Below are 14,851 nucleotides of genomic sequence, written 5' to 3'. Positions count from 1 at the left end.
GGACCGACATTGCGCACCGTCCGACTGCGAGTCGACAGTCACCCCATTCAGCACATCTTTGATACATTCGTCAGTAGTGAATATTCGAGCGACTATGCTCGGCTGACCAGATCGGAAGGTGTGGGAACACGTGGTGGACGAGGCTGACGCAGCGCCGAAGCCGAGTCGCTTGGAGCGACGCAAAGCGAAGACGCGGTCAGCGCTGGTGCGGGCCGCCCAATCATTCATCGCCGAGGGCAAGCTGCACGCGCCGATTCTGGAGATCACCCAAGCCGCCGATGTCGGCATGGGCTCGTTCTACAACCATTTCCAGAGCCGAGACGATCTTTTCGCCACCGCCGTCGCGGAGGCATTGGATCTACACGGCGCCGCTCTCGATCGGCTGACGGACGGGCTCGAGGATCCCGCACACATTTTCGCGCAGAGCTTCCGGCTCACCGGTCGACTGCATCGGCTCAACCCCGAGCTGAGCAAAGTGTTGTTGAACAATGGGCTCACCCTGGCCAGTTCGGATCGTGGGCTCGCGCCGCGAGCACTGCGCGATATCGAGAACGGCATGCGCGCAGGGCGTTTCACCGCCATCCGCGATCCGGCGCTCACCCTCGCCATCGTCGCGGGTGCCGCGTTGTCCCTTGGGCAGTTGCTGCACAATCAACCCGATCGAGACGATGCCGCAGCCAGTGATCAGGTCACCGAAGATCTACTGCGGATGTTCGGCATCTCCCCCGAAGAGGCCAAGGACATCTGCCGCGAGCCGCTTCCCGACATCGACAATATTGTGAGCGAAACAGCCGCGTAGGTCTACGGCTGCCCGCTCAGCAATGCGGCGCTATGACAGCCGGTTCTACTTCGGCGCTTCGGCCTCGTGGGCAGCCTTCGGCTGGTCCGGCTTAGTGGTTCCGCCCGCAAGTTCTTCGGGGGTCAGTGCCCGAGGTAGAGGTCGCAGGCGCAGTCGAGGGCTTGTTGGGGACTGCCGGCGGTGAGTCCGGTGGGCAGGATCTGGTTTTCGTATTTGCCGCTGCTGGCGAGGTAGAGGCCGAATCCCCACATCGAAGCCGATCCGCTGTAGCGGAGCCGGATGAGGGGTAGCCGGTCGCCATCGGCCAGTTCGCCCTCGACGTAGGCGAATTGGCCGTGGTAGCGGACATGCAGTCCGGTCAGCTGGGGCCAGTGCGCGGCAGCATGCTGGCGCAGCCGCTGGGCCAGGGAAGTCTTGGTCGAGTCCGGGATCGCGGGCATGGGGGTCATCTTGCCTGCTGCGGCGTGTCGAGTCGGCGCAGGTGAGGTGATCGGGCAAGGTCGTGGCGGTTGGTGTCGTGAAAGTCGTTGAAAGTCTGTCATTTTCGTGCCAGTTCCCCGTGCCCGCCAGATTGTGCTGATTAGGCTCGCACCGACGCCGCGTCGATTACCGCACGCGACCAGTCGATCAAGCCTTCGCTGCCCAGCTCGTCGAGCACCGCGCGGTGTAATCGCCGCCAGACACCGGCGTCGGTCCACACCGTGAACCGGCGATGCGCCGTCGGCACCGTCACCCCGAACGATGGTGGCAGCATCCGCCACGCGCAACCGCTGGTCAGCACGTACACGACGGCGGTGAACACAGCCCGCTGGTCCACCGGCGCGGTTCCGCCACCTTGTGCGCGTGGAGTGAACTCCGGCAGCAGCGGTGCCACCAACTCCCACAGCTCGTCGGGCACCAGCCGCTTCGACAACTCGTCGGTCACGGCCGAACATCATGCAACACAACCGATCCCGACACACAAGAAACAAATCACAATGTGAAGAGTGCGGTCAAGAACTCTCGCGCTGGGCCTCGTTCGCGATCCAGGCGGCAATCTGCGCGCGGGAGGTGAATCCGAGTTTGCTCAGGATATGTTCCACATGCCCGTCCGCAGTGCGTTGCGAGATCACCAATTTCGCGGCGATCTGCTTATTGGTGAGTCCCTGGGCAATAAGGTCTCCGACCTGCCGTTCGCGCTTGGTCAATGTCAGTTGCGAAGCGGGCGCGGTGGCGGGCGGCGCCTCGCCCAGTGCGTAGCTCACCGCGGCGTTGTGCCCCATCGCCTGGCCGCGCCGGAACGCCGTTTCGAATCGTCGTTCGCCGAGCGCGCGACGCACCATCCGCTCGCATTCGTCGTGAACGTGGGTCAGCCCCGGGAAGACAGAAAACCCGGACGCGGAGGACCGCAACAGATTCTCCGCGGCCCCCATCAGCACGGCCGCGCGCTCACCATCGCCATTTGTGCGGGTCCATGCCAGTCCCTCGAGATCGAGCGCCGCGACGACAGGGCTGTGCATGCGCTGGTTGACTCGCAGCGATTCCTGCAGCAACTGTTGTGCGCGAGACCGCTCGCCTTGCTGCCATGCGGCAATGCCCAAGCCCCACAGCGCAGTTGACCGATAAAGCGATTCGCCACATGCTTCGGTGATGGAAAGCATTTGCTCGTGATACTCGATCGCCCGCCGTATATCGCCCTGCGCTGCGTGGGCCCAACCGAGCAGCATCAACGCAGAAATGTGTAGGTACCCGCGCCTATTCGAGGTGAACACCTCGACGGCACGCTCGAAGAGGGAGACTGCGCGAGCGGGTTCGTCTCGATAAAGCGCCAGCGTGCCGCTGGCGTAGGCGATCAGCGCCTGGTTCGTGGGAGTGGGGTCCTGTTCGGCGAGTGCACGCGCCTGCTCCAGTAATGACGCTGCCGATCGAAGGTCCCGCTGCGCCGCGGACATGAAAACGCAGGCTTCGAGCGCCTTGACACGGTCGGGTATCGAGCCCGAATCCGGGTGGGCCAGGGCGCGGTCGAGCCACCGTCGACCTTCACCGTACCGACCCCGAAAGCTCCAGAACCCGAATAGTGCGTTGGCGGTGCGCAGCCCGGCCTCGGCCGAGTCCGCACTGTCCTCGGAGAGGGAGAACTCGAGGGCAGCCCGCAGATTCGGTTGCTCGCGATCAAGGCGAGCCAGCCAGTCGGGCTGTCGGTCGCTGATCCAGTCGGCCACGGAATCCAGCACCAATCGCTGGCCCCAGTCGCGGTGTCGTCGAAGCAGATCCCGGTACTCGCCAGACTCATGCAACTGCTCGCGCCCGTAGTCGCGCACGGTCTCGAGCATCCGGAAACGCACGACACCATCGAGCTCGTCGCGGTTCACAATCGATTTGTCGACCAGGGAGGACAAGGCATCCAGCAGATTCTCCGGCGCAAGGTCGGCGCCGCACACCTGTTCAGCGGCATCGAGTTCGAAACCGCCGGCGAACACCGACGACCGGGCCCACAACCGCTGCTCGACCGGCTTGCACAACTGGTAGCTCCAGTCGATGCACCACCGCAGCGTCTGCTGCCGCCTCGGCGCGGTGCGGCTACCGCGGGTGAGCAGCGCGTACCGGTCGCTCAGCCGCTGCAGGATCTGCTCGGGCGACATCGCGCGCATCCGCGCCGCGGCGAGTTCGATCGCCAGCGGCAACCCGTCCAACCGCGAACAGATACCAACCACCGCGGCTTTGTTCTGCTCGGTGACCTCGAAACCCGGCACGACCGCCGCGGCGCGATCGGCGAACAAACTCACCGCGTCGTATTTGGGCAGTACCCGCAGCGTCGGCTCGACATCGGGGCTAGGAACGGCCAACGGCCGCACCCGCAGCACCGCTTCGCCGGCAACGTCCAACGGCTCGCGGCTGGTGACCAGAATCCGCACGCTCGGACACGCCAGCAACAATTCCTCGACCAGCTCCGCCAACGCCTGGACAACCTGCTCGCCATTGTCCAGAACAAGGAGCGTCTCCCGTGAACGCAGGAACTCGACCAGCACCTGCCGCATCGGCTGAGCCGAATCGTCTCGCAGGCCCATACCCGCAGCGACGACATCGACCAGCAGGGCAGGGTCCCGCACGTCGGCCAGCTCGATCATCCACACCCCATCGGCGAAATCGCGTCGAGCATTCGACGCCGCTCGCAGCGCCAGCCGGGTCTTGCCGACCCCACCGATTCCCGCCAACGTCACCAAGCGCGACACCGACAGCAGGTTCTTGATCTCCGCCGTCTCAGTGCGACGGTCGACGAATCTGGTCAACTCGAGCGGCAGCTCACCAGTGCTGCCGCGACCCTCTTCGATCTGCCACGGGGCCGATTCCGGCATCGACGGCGTATGGTCCCACACCCCTTGGGCTGCAACCGGTTTCCCGTGCAGAGCCATCTCGCCCACCGGGTATCCGTGATGACGCTGTACCTGCCGGACCGCCTCGCCGATCTCCGCCGCCGACGGCCGCTGCACTGGATCTCGGTTCATCGCCGATTCCACTACCGCCGCCACGTCATCGGGAATTCCGCCCTCGCGCAGGTCCGGCACCGGCTGGCTGGTGATCCGTAAGAATTGTGCCACCACCTGCTCACCACTACGCCGTTCATACGCGGCATGCCCGGTCAGCGCGCAGAACAAGGTCGCACCCAGACCGTAGACATCGGCCGCCGCAGTCGGCGTCTCGCCGCCGAGCACCTCCGGTGCGGTGAACGCCGGAGATGCGGTCAAGATACCCGTGGCCGTCTCGAACCCGCCGACAACGCGGGCGATACCGAAATCGGTCAACGCCGGCTCACCATAATCGGTGAGCAGAATATTGCCCGGCTTCACATCCCGATGCACGATGCCGAGCCGATGTGCGCTCTCGAGCGCACCCGCGATCTTCACCCCGATCCACAGCACGGTTTGCACCGGCATCGGACCCTGCCGACGAACCCACGCATCCAGCGAATCCAACGGGTGATACGGCATCACCAGATAGGGCCGCCCGCTCGCGGTGACACCCACTTGGAGCACCGTGACGATGTTCGGATGCCCGGTCAACCGACCCATCGCCTTCTGCTCTCGTAAAAACCGCGTCTGGTTGTCTTCGTCCAGCTCGGCGGTCAGCACCTTCACCGCAACCGTGCGGTCCAAGGCCACCTGGGTGCACCGATAGACCACCCCGAAGCCACCACGGCCGATCTCTTCGGCGTCCTCGAATCCGGACGCGCTCAACTCCACCGAGACGGGCATATTCACGTCACGTTGGGTCCGCGGTGGATCATCACCGACCATCAGCGGTGGGCAATCCACTCCATACGTGCACGAACATCGGGCACCATGCGCTTACCTTTCGACAATGCCCAGCGTATCGCCGACCACAGGGCACGGGCCGCCCTTGTCGGCTTCCAGCCGAGAGCGCCCTCCCCCGGAAAAGCGGTGGACCTCGCTCGCCACGCCTGCGCCGGCGACTCCTTCAAATGACGCTTCAGCCGGCGCACCCTTGCGACACCTATCAAAGTAGATCGAGAGCGGCGCGCACAATGCTGTCGGAGTCGATGCCGTGATAGCGGTAGACATCGTCGAGGGAGCCGACATGCCCGAACCGTGAGACACCCAATGCGGTGTGGCGCACCCGATTGATTCCGGCAAGGAATGCCAGCGTGTGTGGGTGGCCGTCGGGGACCGTGAGCAGCGGGGTGGCGCGATCGGTAGGGAAGAGCTGATCGAGGATCCATGTTTCGCCGGAGTCGAGGGCTCGGCGCGCTTGTAGTGCCCGGAACAACAGACCGGGGCTGGTAATGCAGAGGACGTCGGCGGGGACGCCTGTGTGCGTGAGACGTGCTGCGGCGGCGAGGGCCTCGGTCATCATCGCGCCCATTGCCGCGATGGTCACCGTGGCGTCGTCGTGACGGACCAGTGGGTAGCCACCTTGTTCACCCACCCGGCGAGGTTGGTCGTCGAACTGACGTGGACTCACTGTGACAACACGTTTGGCCGCGTCGGGCGCCGCGCGGGTCAGGTCGAGCAACACCCGCCCGAGCGCTGATTGCGTGGTCGTGGTGCTCTTGGGAGTGCGGCCGAAATCGGACGGAATCGCTGCGGGTCGGGCGGTGATGATCGGGTCGCGGCGCAGCCGTTCCGCGACGATAGTGCAGACGCGTCCGGGCCTCGCACGCCCGCGAGCGGTCGACTCAGGTGAGGGAACAGGACTGCGGGAGATCAGCTTGCACCAACAGTTGCGACTGGGCTCGGCAGAGGATGTCGACGTAGGCATCAGACACATACCGAGAACCGGGTCGGGAATACGCGCAGATTTCGCGGTAAATCGGCGGTGTCAACGACCGGGCGAAGCGACGATATTCCCCGTGTACCGCATTGTCGGGGACCAGCGTAACCGCCACACCGCTGGATGCCAGCTCCAATGCGGCCTGGACCTGCATGGTCCAGACGGCGGCGAGCGGTTCGAATCCGGCTGCGGCGCAAAGCATTCTGATCACCCGCGTCAGCCCGTTCTCCTTGTCGAACAGCACCCACTGGTGGCCCTTCAGATCCGCCAGTGACAGCGGCGCGTCGGTCAATACACCGCTGTCGGGCCCGGCGACAAGGACCAGTTCTTCGAATCCGATGGAGGCCACATCGGCGCCGGGTAACCCCGTTCGAGGACCGATCGCCAGATCGCCTTCACCGTCACGGAAGGCGGCCTCCATCGCTGTGGCATGCGGGTAATCCTTGATCTCGAGCACGACCTCGGGAAACCTTTCGTGCCAGACGGCGATGCCCGAGGGAAGGATGGCGTTGGCCACCGATCGGACGGTGAGCACCTCGAGATCGCCTCGTCGACCGGTCCGCGCATCATCGACTGCTTGTTCGGCTCTCTCGACGACGGCGAGAATATCTCGCGCCACGGGCAGCAGTGCCCGGCCCGCGGGAGTGGGCCGGATACCCTGCGCCGTGCGATCGAGCAGCGTGACCTTCAGATCTGTTTCCAGACGCTTTATCTGCTGGGAAAGTGAAGGTTGAGCGATGAACAGCCGCTCGGCCGCCATGGTGAACGACTTCAGCTCACAGACCGCCACAAAGTATTGAAGCCGTCGTAGATTCACGAGTCCGCACGCTACGAGCCCCCATCGGCTTTGTCTATATGGGCCTGGGTCTCAGTCTCAGGGTTGGAGTGATTCGGCACATTGGCTAGTCGGATCCGTCAGGCACCTGCGCGAGGTGGCTTTTGACAGCCTGTTCCAGGTGCGCCAGGTCGTTGGCGATGCTGACGCAGTTGAAGCCCTCGGCCAGACGCCGAGCGGCAGTGACGCCGTCCGGGCAATGGATGCCAACGGGTTTTCCCGCCGCTTGGGCCGCCTTCAGCACAGTGAGAACGGCGTCGTCGAACTCGGCGTCGACCGCGGGGTCGGTGGGGGTGGCGCCGCCGAGTGCGAGGCGCAGATCCGATGGTCCGATGTAGATCGCGTCGACGCCGGGAACCGACGCGATCTCGGCAGCATTACGCAGTCCAGATGCGGTCTCGATCATCACCACGCAGGCGATCTCGGCGTTGGCTCGAGCCGGCGACGGCCCGATTCGCAGCCCCGCGCGCAGGGCCCCGTTACTACGGTGCCCCACCGGCGGGAAACGACAGGCCGCCACCGCGGCTTCGGCCTCAGCCGCTGTATCGACCATCGGCACGATAACGCCACGGGCACCCGCGTCGAGTGCCTGAGCAATCCAGAACGGATCGTTGGCCTGCACCCGGACAAGCGCGGCCGTGCCGGTGCCTGCGGCGTCGATCGCGGTGATTCCGGCCAGCAGGCCCCGATATTCGATCAGGCCGTGCTGGGCGTCGAGGCAGACATAGTCGTAGCCGGACATGGCGATCCGTTCGGTGGCCACCGGGTTGTCGCACACCACCCAGTAGCCGACGGTCTGTCGCCCGGACCGCAACCGCTCGGCGAATCCGGTCGCGCTTGTTGTCGAATTGCTCGTCATAGTGCCTCTTCAATGGGAGTGATTCTTTCGATGTTCGGCAAGGGTGTCGAAGCCGAAGTCCGCGGACAGATCCCGCCATACGGCGTGCGCGTGATTCGCCTGACGCTGCGTGTTGTCGTACTCGATGAGCAGGTCCGGGCCTTGTATCCTGTAGTAGTGGGGATCATCGGGTGCCATGCCACCCGCCCACCCGAACCAGGTGACGTCGAGCACCGCATCGGTCGCGTAACGCGCGGCGTGTACGTCAGCCATCGCGGCCGATACACGGCCGGTGTACAGCGCGATCAGTCGTCGGAGTTCGTCGCGCTGGGTGGAATCGAGGTTGCGCGCACTGATTCCCTTGGGCGGAACGGAAATCGCCAGGGCAGCGTGATCGGCTTCGGTGTACCCGCTGGCCTCTTCCGCGTTCCGGTCGACGTCATCGACAAGCTTGTTCAGCGCGGGGTCCGCGAACTGGCCGCGCCATAGATCCTGCATATGCATCATGGTGTCGCCATGTGTCACACGGGCTCGGTTGCCGGACACGATGTCCGATATCGCGGACTCGTGCAACAATGCGTGTTTGCGCTGTTCCGCGTTGAAGGACCTGACCAGGTTCCGTGCGACATCCTCGATCCCGCCCAGCGGCCGTAGCGGCGATCCGCCCAGTAATACTGTGCTCGCTGGGTCGGCGCCGATGAAACAGGGTGTCGTCGATACGAGACGGCCGCCGACGATGAGGTTGTTGAGCGAGATGTGATGACCGCCGAAACGCCAACCCCAAACCGGGTCGCCCGGCACGCCGAACACCCTGAGCCAGAACAGTCCGGGATCGCGACCTCGTTGCCGGGCCCAGCGTGCCTTCCAACCTTCGACCTGGTCCAAAATGTTCTCCAGACCCACCACGGTCGCGACAGTGGCGTACCCGGCCTCGGACAGCCCCGACGCCACCAACTGCATCGCCAGGCTCTGCTGATGCGCCAGCTGGTGACGCAGCGCGAGCCCGCCATGGTCGGTCGGCGTGTAGTACCACCGCACTCGCTCCGCTTCGGCATCGGGCGCCAACGGGGAATCGAACAGCGCGGCGGCACGCTGACCGGAGGTCAGTGCGTCCAGCCATGCCGTGGCGGCGCTCGCCATCGCGGCGGCCACTGCCTGCCGCGGTTCGGTCATCGCAGCCGACATCATCGAATCCGGGACGCTACCGACCACGGATCGCTTCCACGTCGTTGGACACATCGAGCATCACCTTGATGGCATCGCCTCTGCGTTCGGCATAGGTGTCGAACGCTTCACCGATGTCGCCGAGTGCGAAATGGTGTGTCACGAGTGCGTCGGTGTTCAGTCTTGCCTGGCTTGCCAGGGAAACGGCTCGTGCAACAGAGCCCGTTCCTTCGCCACGAACGGTCTGCAATGAGATTCCGTTCATGACGGCATGGTTGAGGTCGGCCAGCACCGGCTGCTCGAAAAAGCCCACGAGCACGACTTTGCCGGACCGCTTGGCCATATGGATCGCCTGATCGACAGCGGGCGCGGCGCCCGAGCACTCGAGGACGATATCGGCGCCGCGCCCACCGGTGAGATCGCGTACCGCGGCGACGGCGTCCACCGCGCGCGAGTTGAGCACCACGTCGGCGCCGAACTGCTTGCCGAGCTCCAACCGGCTCGACCTGGTACCCACCAGAGCCACCGGGTCGGCTCCGAGTTGGCGGGCGACCTGAACGGCCAGCAGCCCGATGGGCCCGGGGCCGATCACGGCGACACTCGCGCCGACAACCAGGGAGCCGAGGACATCGAAGGCGTGCATAACCGAGCCGACAGTGGTGAGAACTACCGCCGCGTCGAAATCAACGGAATCCGGCAGCCGATGCAGGGTGGACACATGATTGATCACATATTCGGCGAACCCGCCGTTGACCGTCATCCCCTGTGACCGATGCCCTTTCTCCCGCTTGCCGGAGTTCAGGCAATCGGTATAGGAACCCGAGAGGCAGTTGACGCATCGCATACAGCCGCGATGCGCCTCGGTCACGACCCGGTCACCAACCGAAAACTCGTCGACGCTGCGCCCCACCGCAGCCACCACACCCGCGTACTCGTGCCCGGGGACAAAGGTTCCCGGAGGCGGGCCGTCACCGGCGAAGAACTTCCGACTTCGAATCTTGAGGTCCGAACCGCACAGCGATGCCCGGCGGACCTGGACCAGGACGTCGTCCGGTCCCACCTCGGGCACAGGCAACCGCGTGGTTGCGATCTTCCCCGGCTCGCCGAGCACGGCAGCCAACATTGTCTCGGAGGGCATCTGCAACCTTTCAGTTGAAATTCGAGCAGAAAACCGGTTGGTCCTCGATTGTGTTGGCCCCGTAGCCGGCAAGTCCAAGACCAGAAGCGCGAGACACGCATAGGCAACACCTATAGATGCTCGTGACGTCCGTCGCGTGGGCGACCGCTTACGAAGCCTCGGCGCGCGGCTCACGTTGCCCTCAGCCTGGCGGAGGGGAGATCTTGGCTGTCAAGTCCGGCTAGAGCTCAGGTATGGAAGCGGCTCCGCCATCGCAGCGCGGCGAGATCGCCTCCAGTTATTTCGTCGTGATCTATTTCGCGATCTCCGTTCCCGTCTTGGGCGTGGGGTTGGCCGCCCAGCACTGGAACCTTTCCCACATCGGCATCGTCTTCGGAGCAATCCTCGGCGCCGTGGCCACGGTGTCATTGCTCGGCACCGTTCGCGCCGCAACGTCGGATCCCGCACCGGCTTCGGCCCCGACCTCACCTGCCGTGGTGCCGCAGCCCAGTAGCGAGCAGCAGTGAAACAGACATCAGGCCAAGACCTTTCGCTCGTCATCGCGTCCGGTACCGAGGGTGCACAGCGTCCCGCCGACTTCGACGCGCGCGGGCCTACGCGATTGCCGCCGTCCCCGTTGCCGAGGTGCCGTCGATATCCATTGACACCGAGCACAATAACGGCAACACTGTGTCCATTATGACAAAGGCGCTTTGCAACCCACCTTGTGTGTCCAATTGGAGGCGGTCATGAATTCCGACGGTCGCTTGCTGCTGCACGGCGGAATCGTCCTCACGATGGACGACACCCTTAGCTGGCCCTGAGGCCGGGGAACAGCCAGCGTGATTCGCGGTATTCGAGTTCGCCCGGCAGGCGACCTATTCCAATGGCAGCTCCGCGACCGGCTCAGGGACCGGGATGGCGGCTCTCCCAGCCGGAGTAAGACCTGGTCGTCATCGGTGATCACGTTGTCGATCGTGACCCGGACGATGCGGGTGAACCGTTGGGCGTAAAGCAGCACGATCATCGCGGTGCGCGCTCGCAAGGGCTTGTCCTGCTCGGTCAGCATGCGCCGGAGCCTCACCTCATTCGGTTCAGCGCGGGCCGTGAGTGCCGCCTCTGCAGTCTGCTAGCCTGGCCGAATTCTGGGCGTTCGAGTGGTGTGAAGGGTTCTGGTGGGGGGCGTGTTCCGAGGGATAATTCTGGCTGTGGCGACGCTGCTGGCGGCGGGTGCGCTCGCCGGGTGTTCAGAGACGGTCTCCGGCAATCCCATTGCACCGCGGCAAGATTCAGCCACCGCTACGGCCGCGCTCCCCACACCGTCGTCTCCACCGACGAACATCACTTCGGCCGTCGGTGATCAGATGGCGAAGGTCCGCTCAGCCGATGCCTGCAGCTTGTTCGATCGCGGTCTCGCAGAACAACTCGGTACCTTCCAAAGTTTCGACCGTAAGGGGAGCCGGACCGGGTGCAGCATGTTCATCGCCGACGACGCGGACCCCAGCAGCTTCTACCGATTCACCCTGTCTTTGGACGAGGCTTCGGCCACCGATCCGCGCACCAGATTGCCCGAACAGGTTGCCGGCCAGACGGTATACCGCGACTTCCTCAGCAACGACGATAAACCCGATGCATACGGCTGCTTGTTCTTCGTTCCGTCAGGTCAGTCCGGCCGCACCTACACCCTGGGCACGTCGCATCTCGCCCCGCCGAAGAACAAGCCCGTCCCGTGGTCAAGGCCGTGCGAGTACACCCGCGGATACCTGGCGGCGATCATGGACAACCTGAAAACGCTTCCGCCGCATCCCATCGATGGCGCCGGCGAGAACAGTCTCATCCAGAAGAACCCGTGCTTGAACGAACAGCAGGTGCTGGCAGCATTCCAGGGGTGGAAGGTGACATCGGTCAGCTGGGCTAACGCGTACATGTGCACCTACACGCTCGGCCACGACTCGGATCAGCGCCGGGTGCAGATCGAGATGCAGTTCGAACGCAACAACGAGCAGCAGCCTCGGCCTGGTGAGATCAGGCTCCCCGGCGGGGGGCTCGACGGCGGGCAGACGGTTCAAACCGGCAGCTACGCCAGCAGGGCGGGCTTGGACGGCACTCAGATCACGACCGTGCAATCCACCAATCCGACACAGGCGGTTCGCTGCAGTGCCAGCCTGGTCTATCGGCATGCCGATCCGGCGGGCTCGGCCTCGGCCCACCTGATCGATGTTCGCGTCGACATCAACCCGACCGCTCCGCCCTTGCCGTTCGACGCATGCCAGCAGCTGGACCTGATCGTGCCGACCGTCGTTCAGAACGCCGGCTGACCACCAGGACGACCTGGCCGATTCCATACGGTCGATTTCCCGTGCAGTCTGGTCATACGGCCCGTGCCCCGACCGGCAACCTCGGCTAAGGTCTGCAGCCCATCCAGATGCGGAAACAGGACCGCGAACGGTCCAAGATCACAACACCGGCGACGTGATCGATCATCAAGCGCCCGTGGGCAATTCAGGTCGAATCAATCACCCGAACCGTGCCAGATCCCGCATCAGTGTGCCGTTGAGGTGAGGAACTATCGATTCCGGTGAGACTCGAACGGACTCGACATCTATTGTCCTGCAGCGGCCACGAGTGTCGGTGCGAGGCGCTCGACTTCGTCACATGAATTGAACGGGACAGGGGTCCCACCAGCTGGGCTCTGCGGAATCGCGCTGGGTGCGGCGCCTTTCTGGACGAAATGGAGGTCGACGCCGATGAGCTGGGCGTCGTTGGCCTTCGGCGCCGACTGTGGCTGGTAGGTGAGATTGAGCATGCATCCGGCATCGGGAATGCCTAGCATTCCCAACATCAGCTCGACCGAGCTGTGTATCTCTATCCCGGACAGCCCTGCCACGCTCAGGCGCCGCCCACGAAATCCGGGGTCCTGCTCGGCGTCGCGGTCGTAGGTCAACTGCACCTGCACATCGGTGCTGGATGAGGGATCATCGAGCACGCTGAGGCAGTGGTAGGGGCCGACCCAGGTGATCGGGCCGCTGTGCCAGTTCCCGGGTAGGGCGTGCAGGATCTGGTCGAGTGGGCCGCAGGGATCCTTGCCGTACAGGGTTGGTCGGCTGGTTTTCGGTGCGACCGGGTCGAGCCGGTCGAGTTTGGGTGCCGCGGCCGTCAGCATGGCTTTCGCGGCGTCGCACGCCTGCTGCGGGCCTGAAGCGGGAACAGCAGGGCGTGCAGGGCGTAGCCGAATCTATCGATCGCGGAGGGGACCAGAGCATCGCAGGTATCCACCGTGTCACCCGTTTTGTTGGCATCACGTTGGGGCTGGCCGACTTCGATGGTGCTGCCGCCGACGCGAGTGGTGTGGCTGTGGTCCAAGATGGTGCCCAGGGTGAGACGGAAACGAGCGTCGACCGTGGTACCAGCGCCGGCTTGCAGGCTGCACGAATTCAGATGGTCCAGCGATGTCCGCCCGGTCCGAACCTCCGGTCCGTACTGCTTTGCCGCGGTGACGTCGAACACCGAGCAGGGATCAACCGCTCGGACCTTGGCCATCAGCTCGGAAGAAGGGGCTGGTGTGCTGGGCCCCATTGCCGAGGAGACGGATCCGGTGCGGCACTGCCGGTGACGGTGTGTGAGCAACCAGCCATGCCGGTCAATGCGCCGACAGCGAGCAGAACGCCGACGACACGTACCGTCCGCCGTATCCTGGTGCGCCGCAACGACTTCCGACGCATGCCTCTCCCGTCCCGGTGCCGAACTCGCCAAGGCACCCGCCAACGGTCCCCCGCATAATCGACCACATACTAGCCCGCCGCATTCACCGAAACTGGTGGCCAAAGTCCGAGGACCGTTACCCGTCGATTCGGTCCAGCACCATCTTCACCGCACGCTCACGCTGCTCGATCGGATAATGCTCACGCCCCGATCGCCGCGGCGAACAACGCGTGCGTCCCGCACGACCTCGGAGATCGGAAACAGGCCCGATATCGGTGCGGAGTTGCTGTGCTGGTGAAATCCACCGTGAAACCACGACACCTGGACACGCTGCCCGAGGGTTCGTGCTGGCCCGGATCTGCCCGAGCTCCGGGCCCGGATAGCGCACAGCGGCGCCGTTGACCGTGCGGGTCATCGATACACGATCGACGACGACCGCGACAATCCCGAAGTGCTGGCGTGCCAGCATCAACCGAATGCCATGACCACTGCACGCCGACCGGTCTTCAGCCTGGTCGAACTCCCCATATCCAAGCCACAACTGACCAATGAGCAGTTTGGCCGGGTAGGCCGGGCGCATTGCTGAGCCCGGCCCCCTCAGAACCGGACGTGCACGATTTCCATGCGTCCGGCTCAAGCAAGCCCGTGGCGGGCTGATGTTGTGTCGGGCTGCCGGTGAGGGCAGCGTGTGTGGATGAGACGGAGTTCGGATTGATCCGGTCACGACGGGCGCATGAATGCCGTGGAGGTGACCTGCCGAATCGTCCAGCCCGCCAGCCTCGCTTCGTCCCCAGCGGGCCTGTACTCCGGCATCTTCGACGCGTTCATCGACAGCAAAGAATCAAGGGACGTTATCAACAGCGACAAAGATTTTCTTCCGAGTGACGATCATACGATCTGGAATTCTGACAAGTCGGCGGAGTTGGGGCGTGAACAACGATACTTAGGCAAGCTATATCAACTCTCCGCGAATGCTGGTGATCCACTTCGGCTTCGAGAGAAGGCTGACTGCGGACCAGATAGTTGCCTTCGCCAAGGCAACCGGACTTTTGTAGGTCCAATCAAACGATTTCGGCCCACGCCCTGGAAAATCATCCACTGGCGCTGCTGACTCGCGACTTCCCACCC

General features: G+C 64.3%; 13 protein-coding genes and 2 pseudogenes. 4 read left to right on the top strand and 11 right to left on the bottom strand.

Going from position 1 to position 14,851, the window contains the following annotated elements:
- The first annotated feature begins 130 nt into the window (after positions 1–130).
- The gene (locus ACZ60G_RS37010; protein WP_465816312.1) at positions 131–799 is read left to right on the top strand and encodes a TetR/AcrR family transcriptional regulator; all 669 of its coding nucleotides are present in this window, start codon (positions 131–133) and stop codon (positions 797–799) included.
- 122 nt (positions 800–921) lie between these two features.
- Here the strand turns inward: ACZ60G_RS37010 and ACZ60G_RS37005 are convergent, their stop codons facing one another.
- From ACZ60G_RS37005 to ACZ60G_RS36970, 8 genes and pseudogenes are all read right to left on the bottom strand, one after another.
- Complete coding sequence (locus tag ACZ60G_RS37005) at positions 922–1,239, bottom strand: hypothetical protein (protein WP_465816311.1); 318 nt, start codon at positions 1,237–1,239, stop codon at positions 922–924.
- A gap of 143 nt (positions 1,240–1,382) precedes the next feature.
- Positions 1,383–1,724, bottom strand: a pseudogene (locus ACZ60G_RS37000) (transposase); the annotation flags it as partial.
- Between the two features lie 67 nt (positions 1,725–1,791).
- A complete protein-coding gene (locus ACZ60G_RS36995) occupies positions 1,792–5,073 on the bottom strand; it encodes a protein kinase domain-containing protein (RefSeq protein ID WP_465816309.1) in 3,282 nt (1,093 codons plus the stop codon).
- A gap of 220 nt (positions 5,074–5,293) precedes the next feature.
- Positions 5,294–5,944: pseudogene (locus tag ACZ60G_RS36990) on the bottom strand (transketolase-like TK C-terminal-containing protein); the annotation flags it as partial.
- 28 nt (positions 5,945–5,972) lie between these two features.
- Positions 5,973–6,884, bottom strand: a complete 912-nt coding sequence (locus ACZ60G_RS36985; RefSeq protein ID WP_465816307.1) for a LysR family transcriptional regulator — start codon at positions 6,882–6,884, stop codon at positions 5,973–5,975.
- An 85-nt stretch (positions 6,885–6,969) separates the two neighbouring features.
- Positions 6,970–7,761 (bottom strand): HpcH/HpaI aldolase family protein, encoded by a 792-nt coding sequence (locus tag ACZ60G_RS36980; RefSeq protein WP_465816306.1) that lies wholly within the window; start codon positions 7,759–7,761, stop codon positions 6,970–6,972.
- Between the two features lie 9 nt (positions 7,762–7,770).
- Positions 7,771–8,913, bottom strand: a complete 1,143-nt coding sequence (locus tag ACZ60G_RS36975) for a DUF3500 domain-containing protein (RefSeq protein WP_465816304.1) — start codon at positions 8,911–8,913, stop codon at positions 7,771–7,773.
- Between the two features lie 28 nt (positions 8,914–8,941).
- A complete protein-coding gene (locus ACZ60G_RS36970; RefSeq protein ID WP_465816302.1) occupies positions 8,942–10,042 on the bottom strand; it encodes a zinc-dependent alcohol dehydrogenase in 1,101 nt (366 codons plus the stop codon).
- 233 nt (positions 10,043–10,275) lie between these two features.
- On the opposite strand from ACZ60G_RS36970, the gene ACZ60G_RS36965 reads away from it, so the two are divergent.
- On the top strand, positions 10,276–10,548 hold the full coding sequence (locus ACZ60G_RS36965) for a hypothetical protein (protein WP_465816301.1): 273 nt from the start codon (positions 10,276–10,278) through the stop codon (positions 10,546–10,548).
- Positions 10,549–11,229: 681 nt separating this feature from the next.
- Positions 11,230–12,339: a hypothetical protein gene (locus ACZ60G_RS36960; RefSeq protein ID WP_465816299.1), complete on the top strand. Its 1,110-nt coding sequence runs from the start codon at positions 11,230–11,232 to the stop codon at positions 12,337–12,339.
- A 284-nt stretch (positions 12,340–12,623) separates the two neighbouring features.
- Here ACZ60G_RS36960 and ACZ60G_RS36955 read toward each other — a convergent pair whose 3' ends face one another.
- The 3 genes from ACZ60G_RS36955 to ACZ60G_RS36945 all read right to left on the bottom strand — a co-directional run bounded on the left by ACZ60G_RS36955 (position 12,624) and on the right by ACZ60G_RS36945 (position 14,303).
- On the bottom strand, positions 12,624–13,184 hold the full coding sequence (locus tag ACZ60G_RS36955) for a hypothetical protein (RefSeq protein ID WP_465816298.1): 561 nt from the start codon (positions 13,182–13,184) through the stop codon (positions 12,624–12,626).
- The gene (locus ACZ60G_RS36950; protein ID WP_465816296.1) at positions 13,178–13,528 is read right to left on the bottom strand and encodes a hypothetical protein; all 351 of its coding nucleotides are present in this window, start codon (positions 13,526–13,528) and stop codon (positions 13,178–13,180) included. The genes ACZ60G_RS36955 and ACZ60G_RS36950 overlap by 7 nt, the downstream gene beginning before the upstream one ends.
- A gap of 331 nt (positions 13,529–13,859) precedes the next feature.
- The gene (locus tag ACZ60G_RS36945; RefSeq protein WP_465816294.1) at positions 13,860–14,303 is read right to left on the bottom strand and encodes a hypothetical protein; all 444 of its coding nucleotides are present in this window, start codon (positions 14,301–14,303) and stop codon (positions 13,860–13,862) included.
- Between the two features lie 153 nt (positions 14,304–14,456).
- Here ACZ60G_RS36945 and ACZ60G_RS36940 point away from each other — a divergent pair, with 153 nt between their 5' ends.
- Positions 14,457–14,834: a hypothetical protein gene (locus ACZ60G_RS36940; RefSeq protein WP_465816292.1), complete on the top strand. Its 378-nt coding sequence runs from the start codon at positions 14,457–14,459 to the stop codon at positions 14,832–14,834.
- Positions 14,835–14,851 lie beyond the last annotated feature (17 nt).

It is taken from the genome of Nocardia sp. NPDC102475 (genome assembly GCF_055584605.1).
Note: the sequence above shows the minus strand (reverse complement) of the source record. Positions and strands in the feature narration are given on the sequence as shown.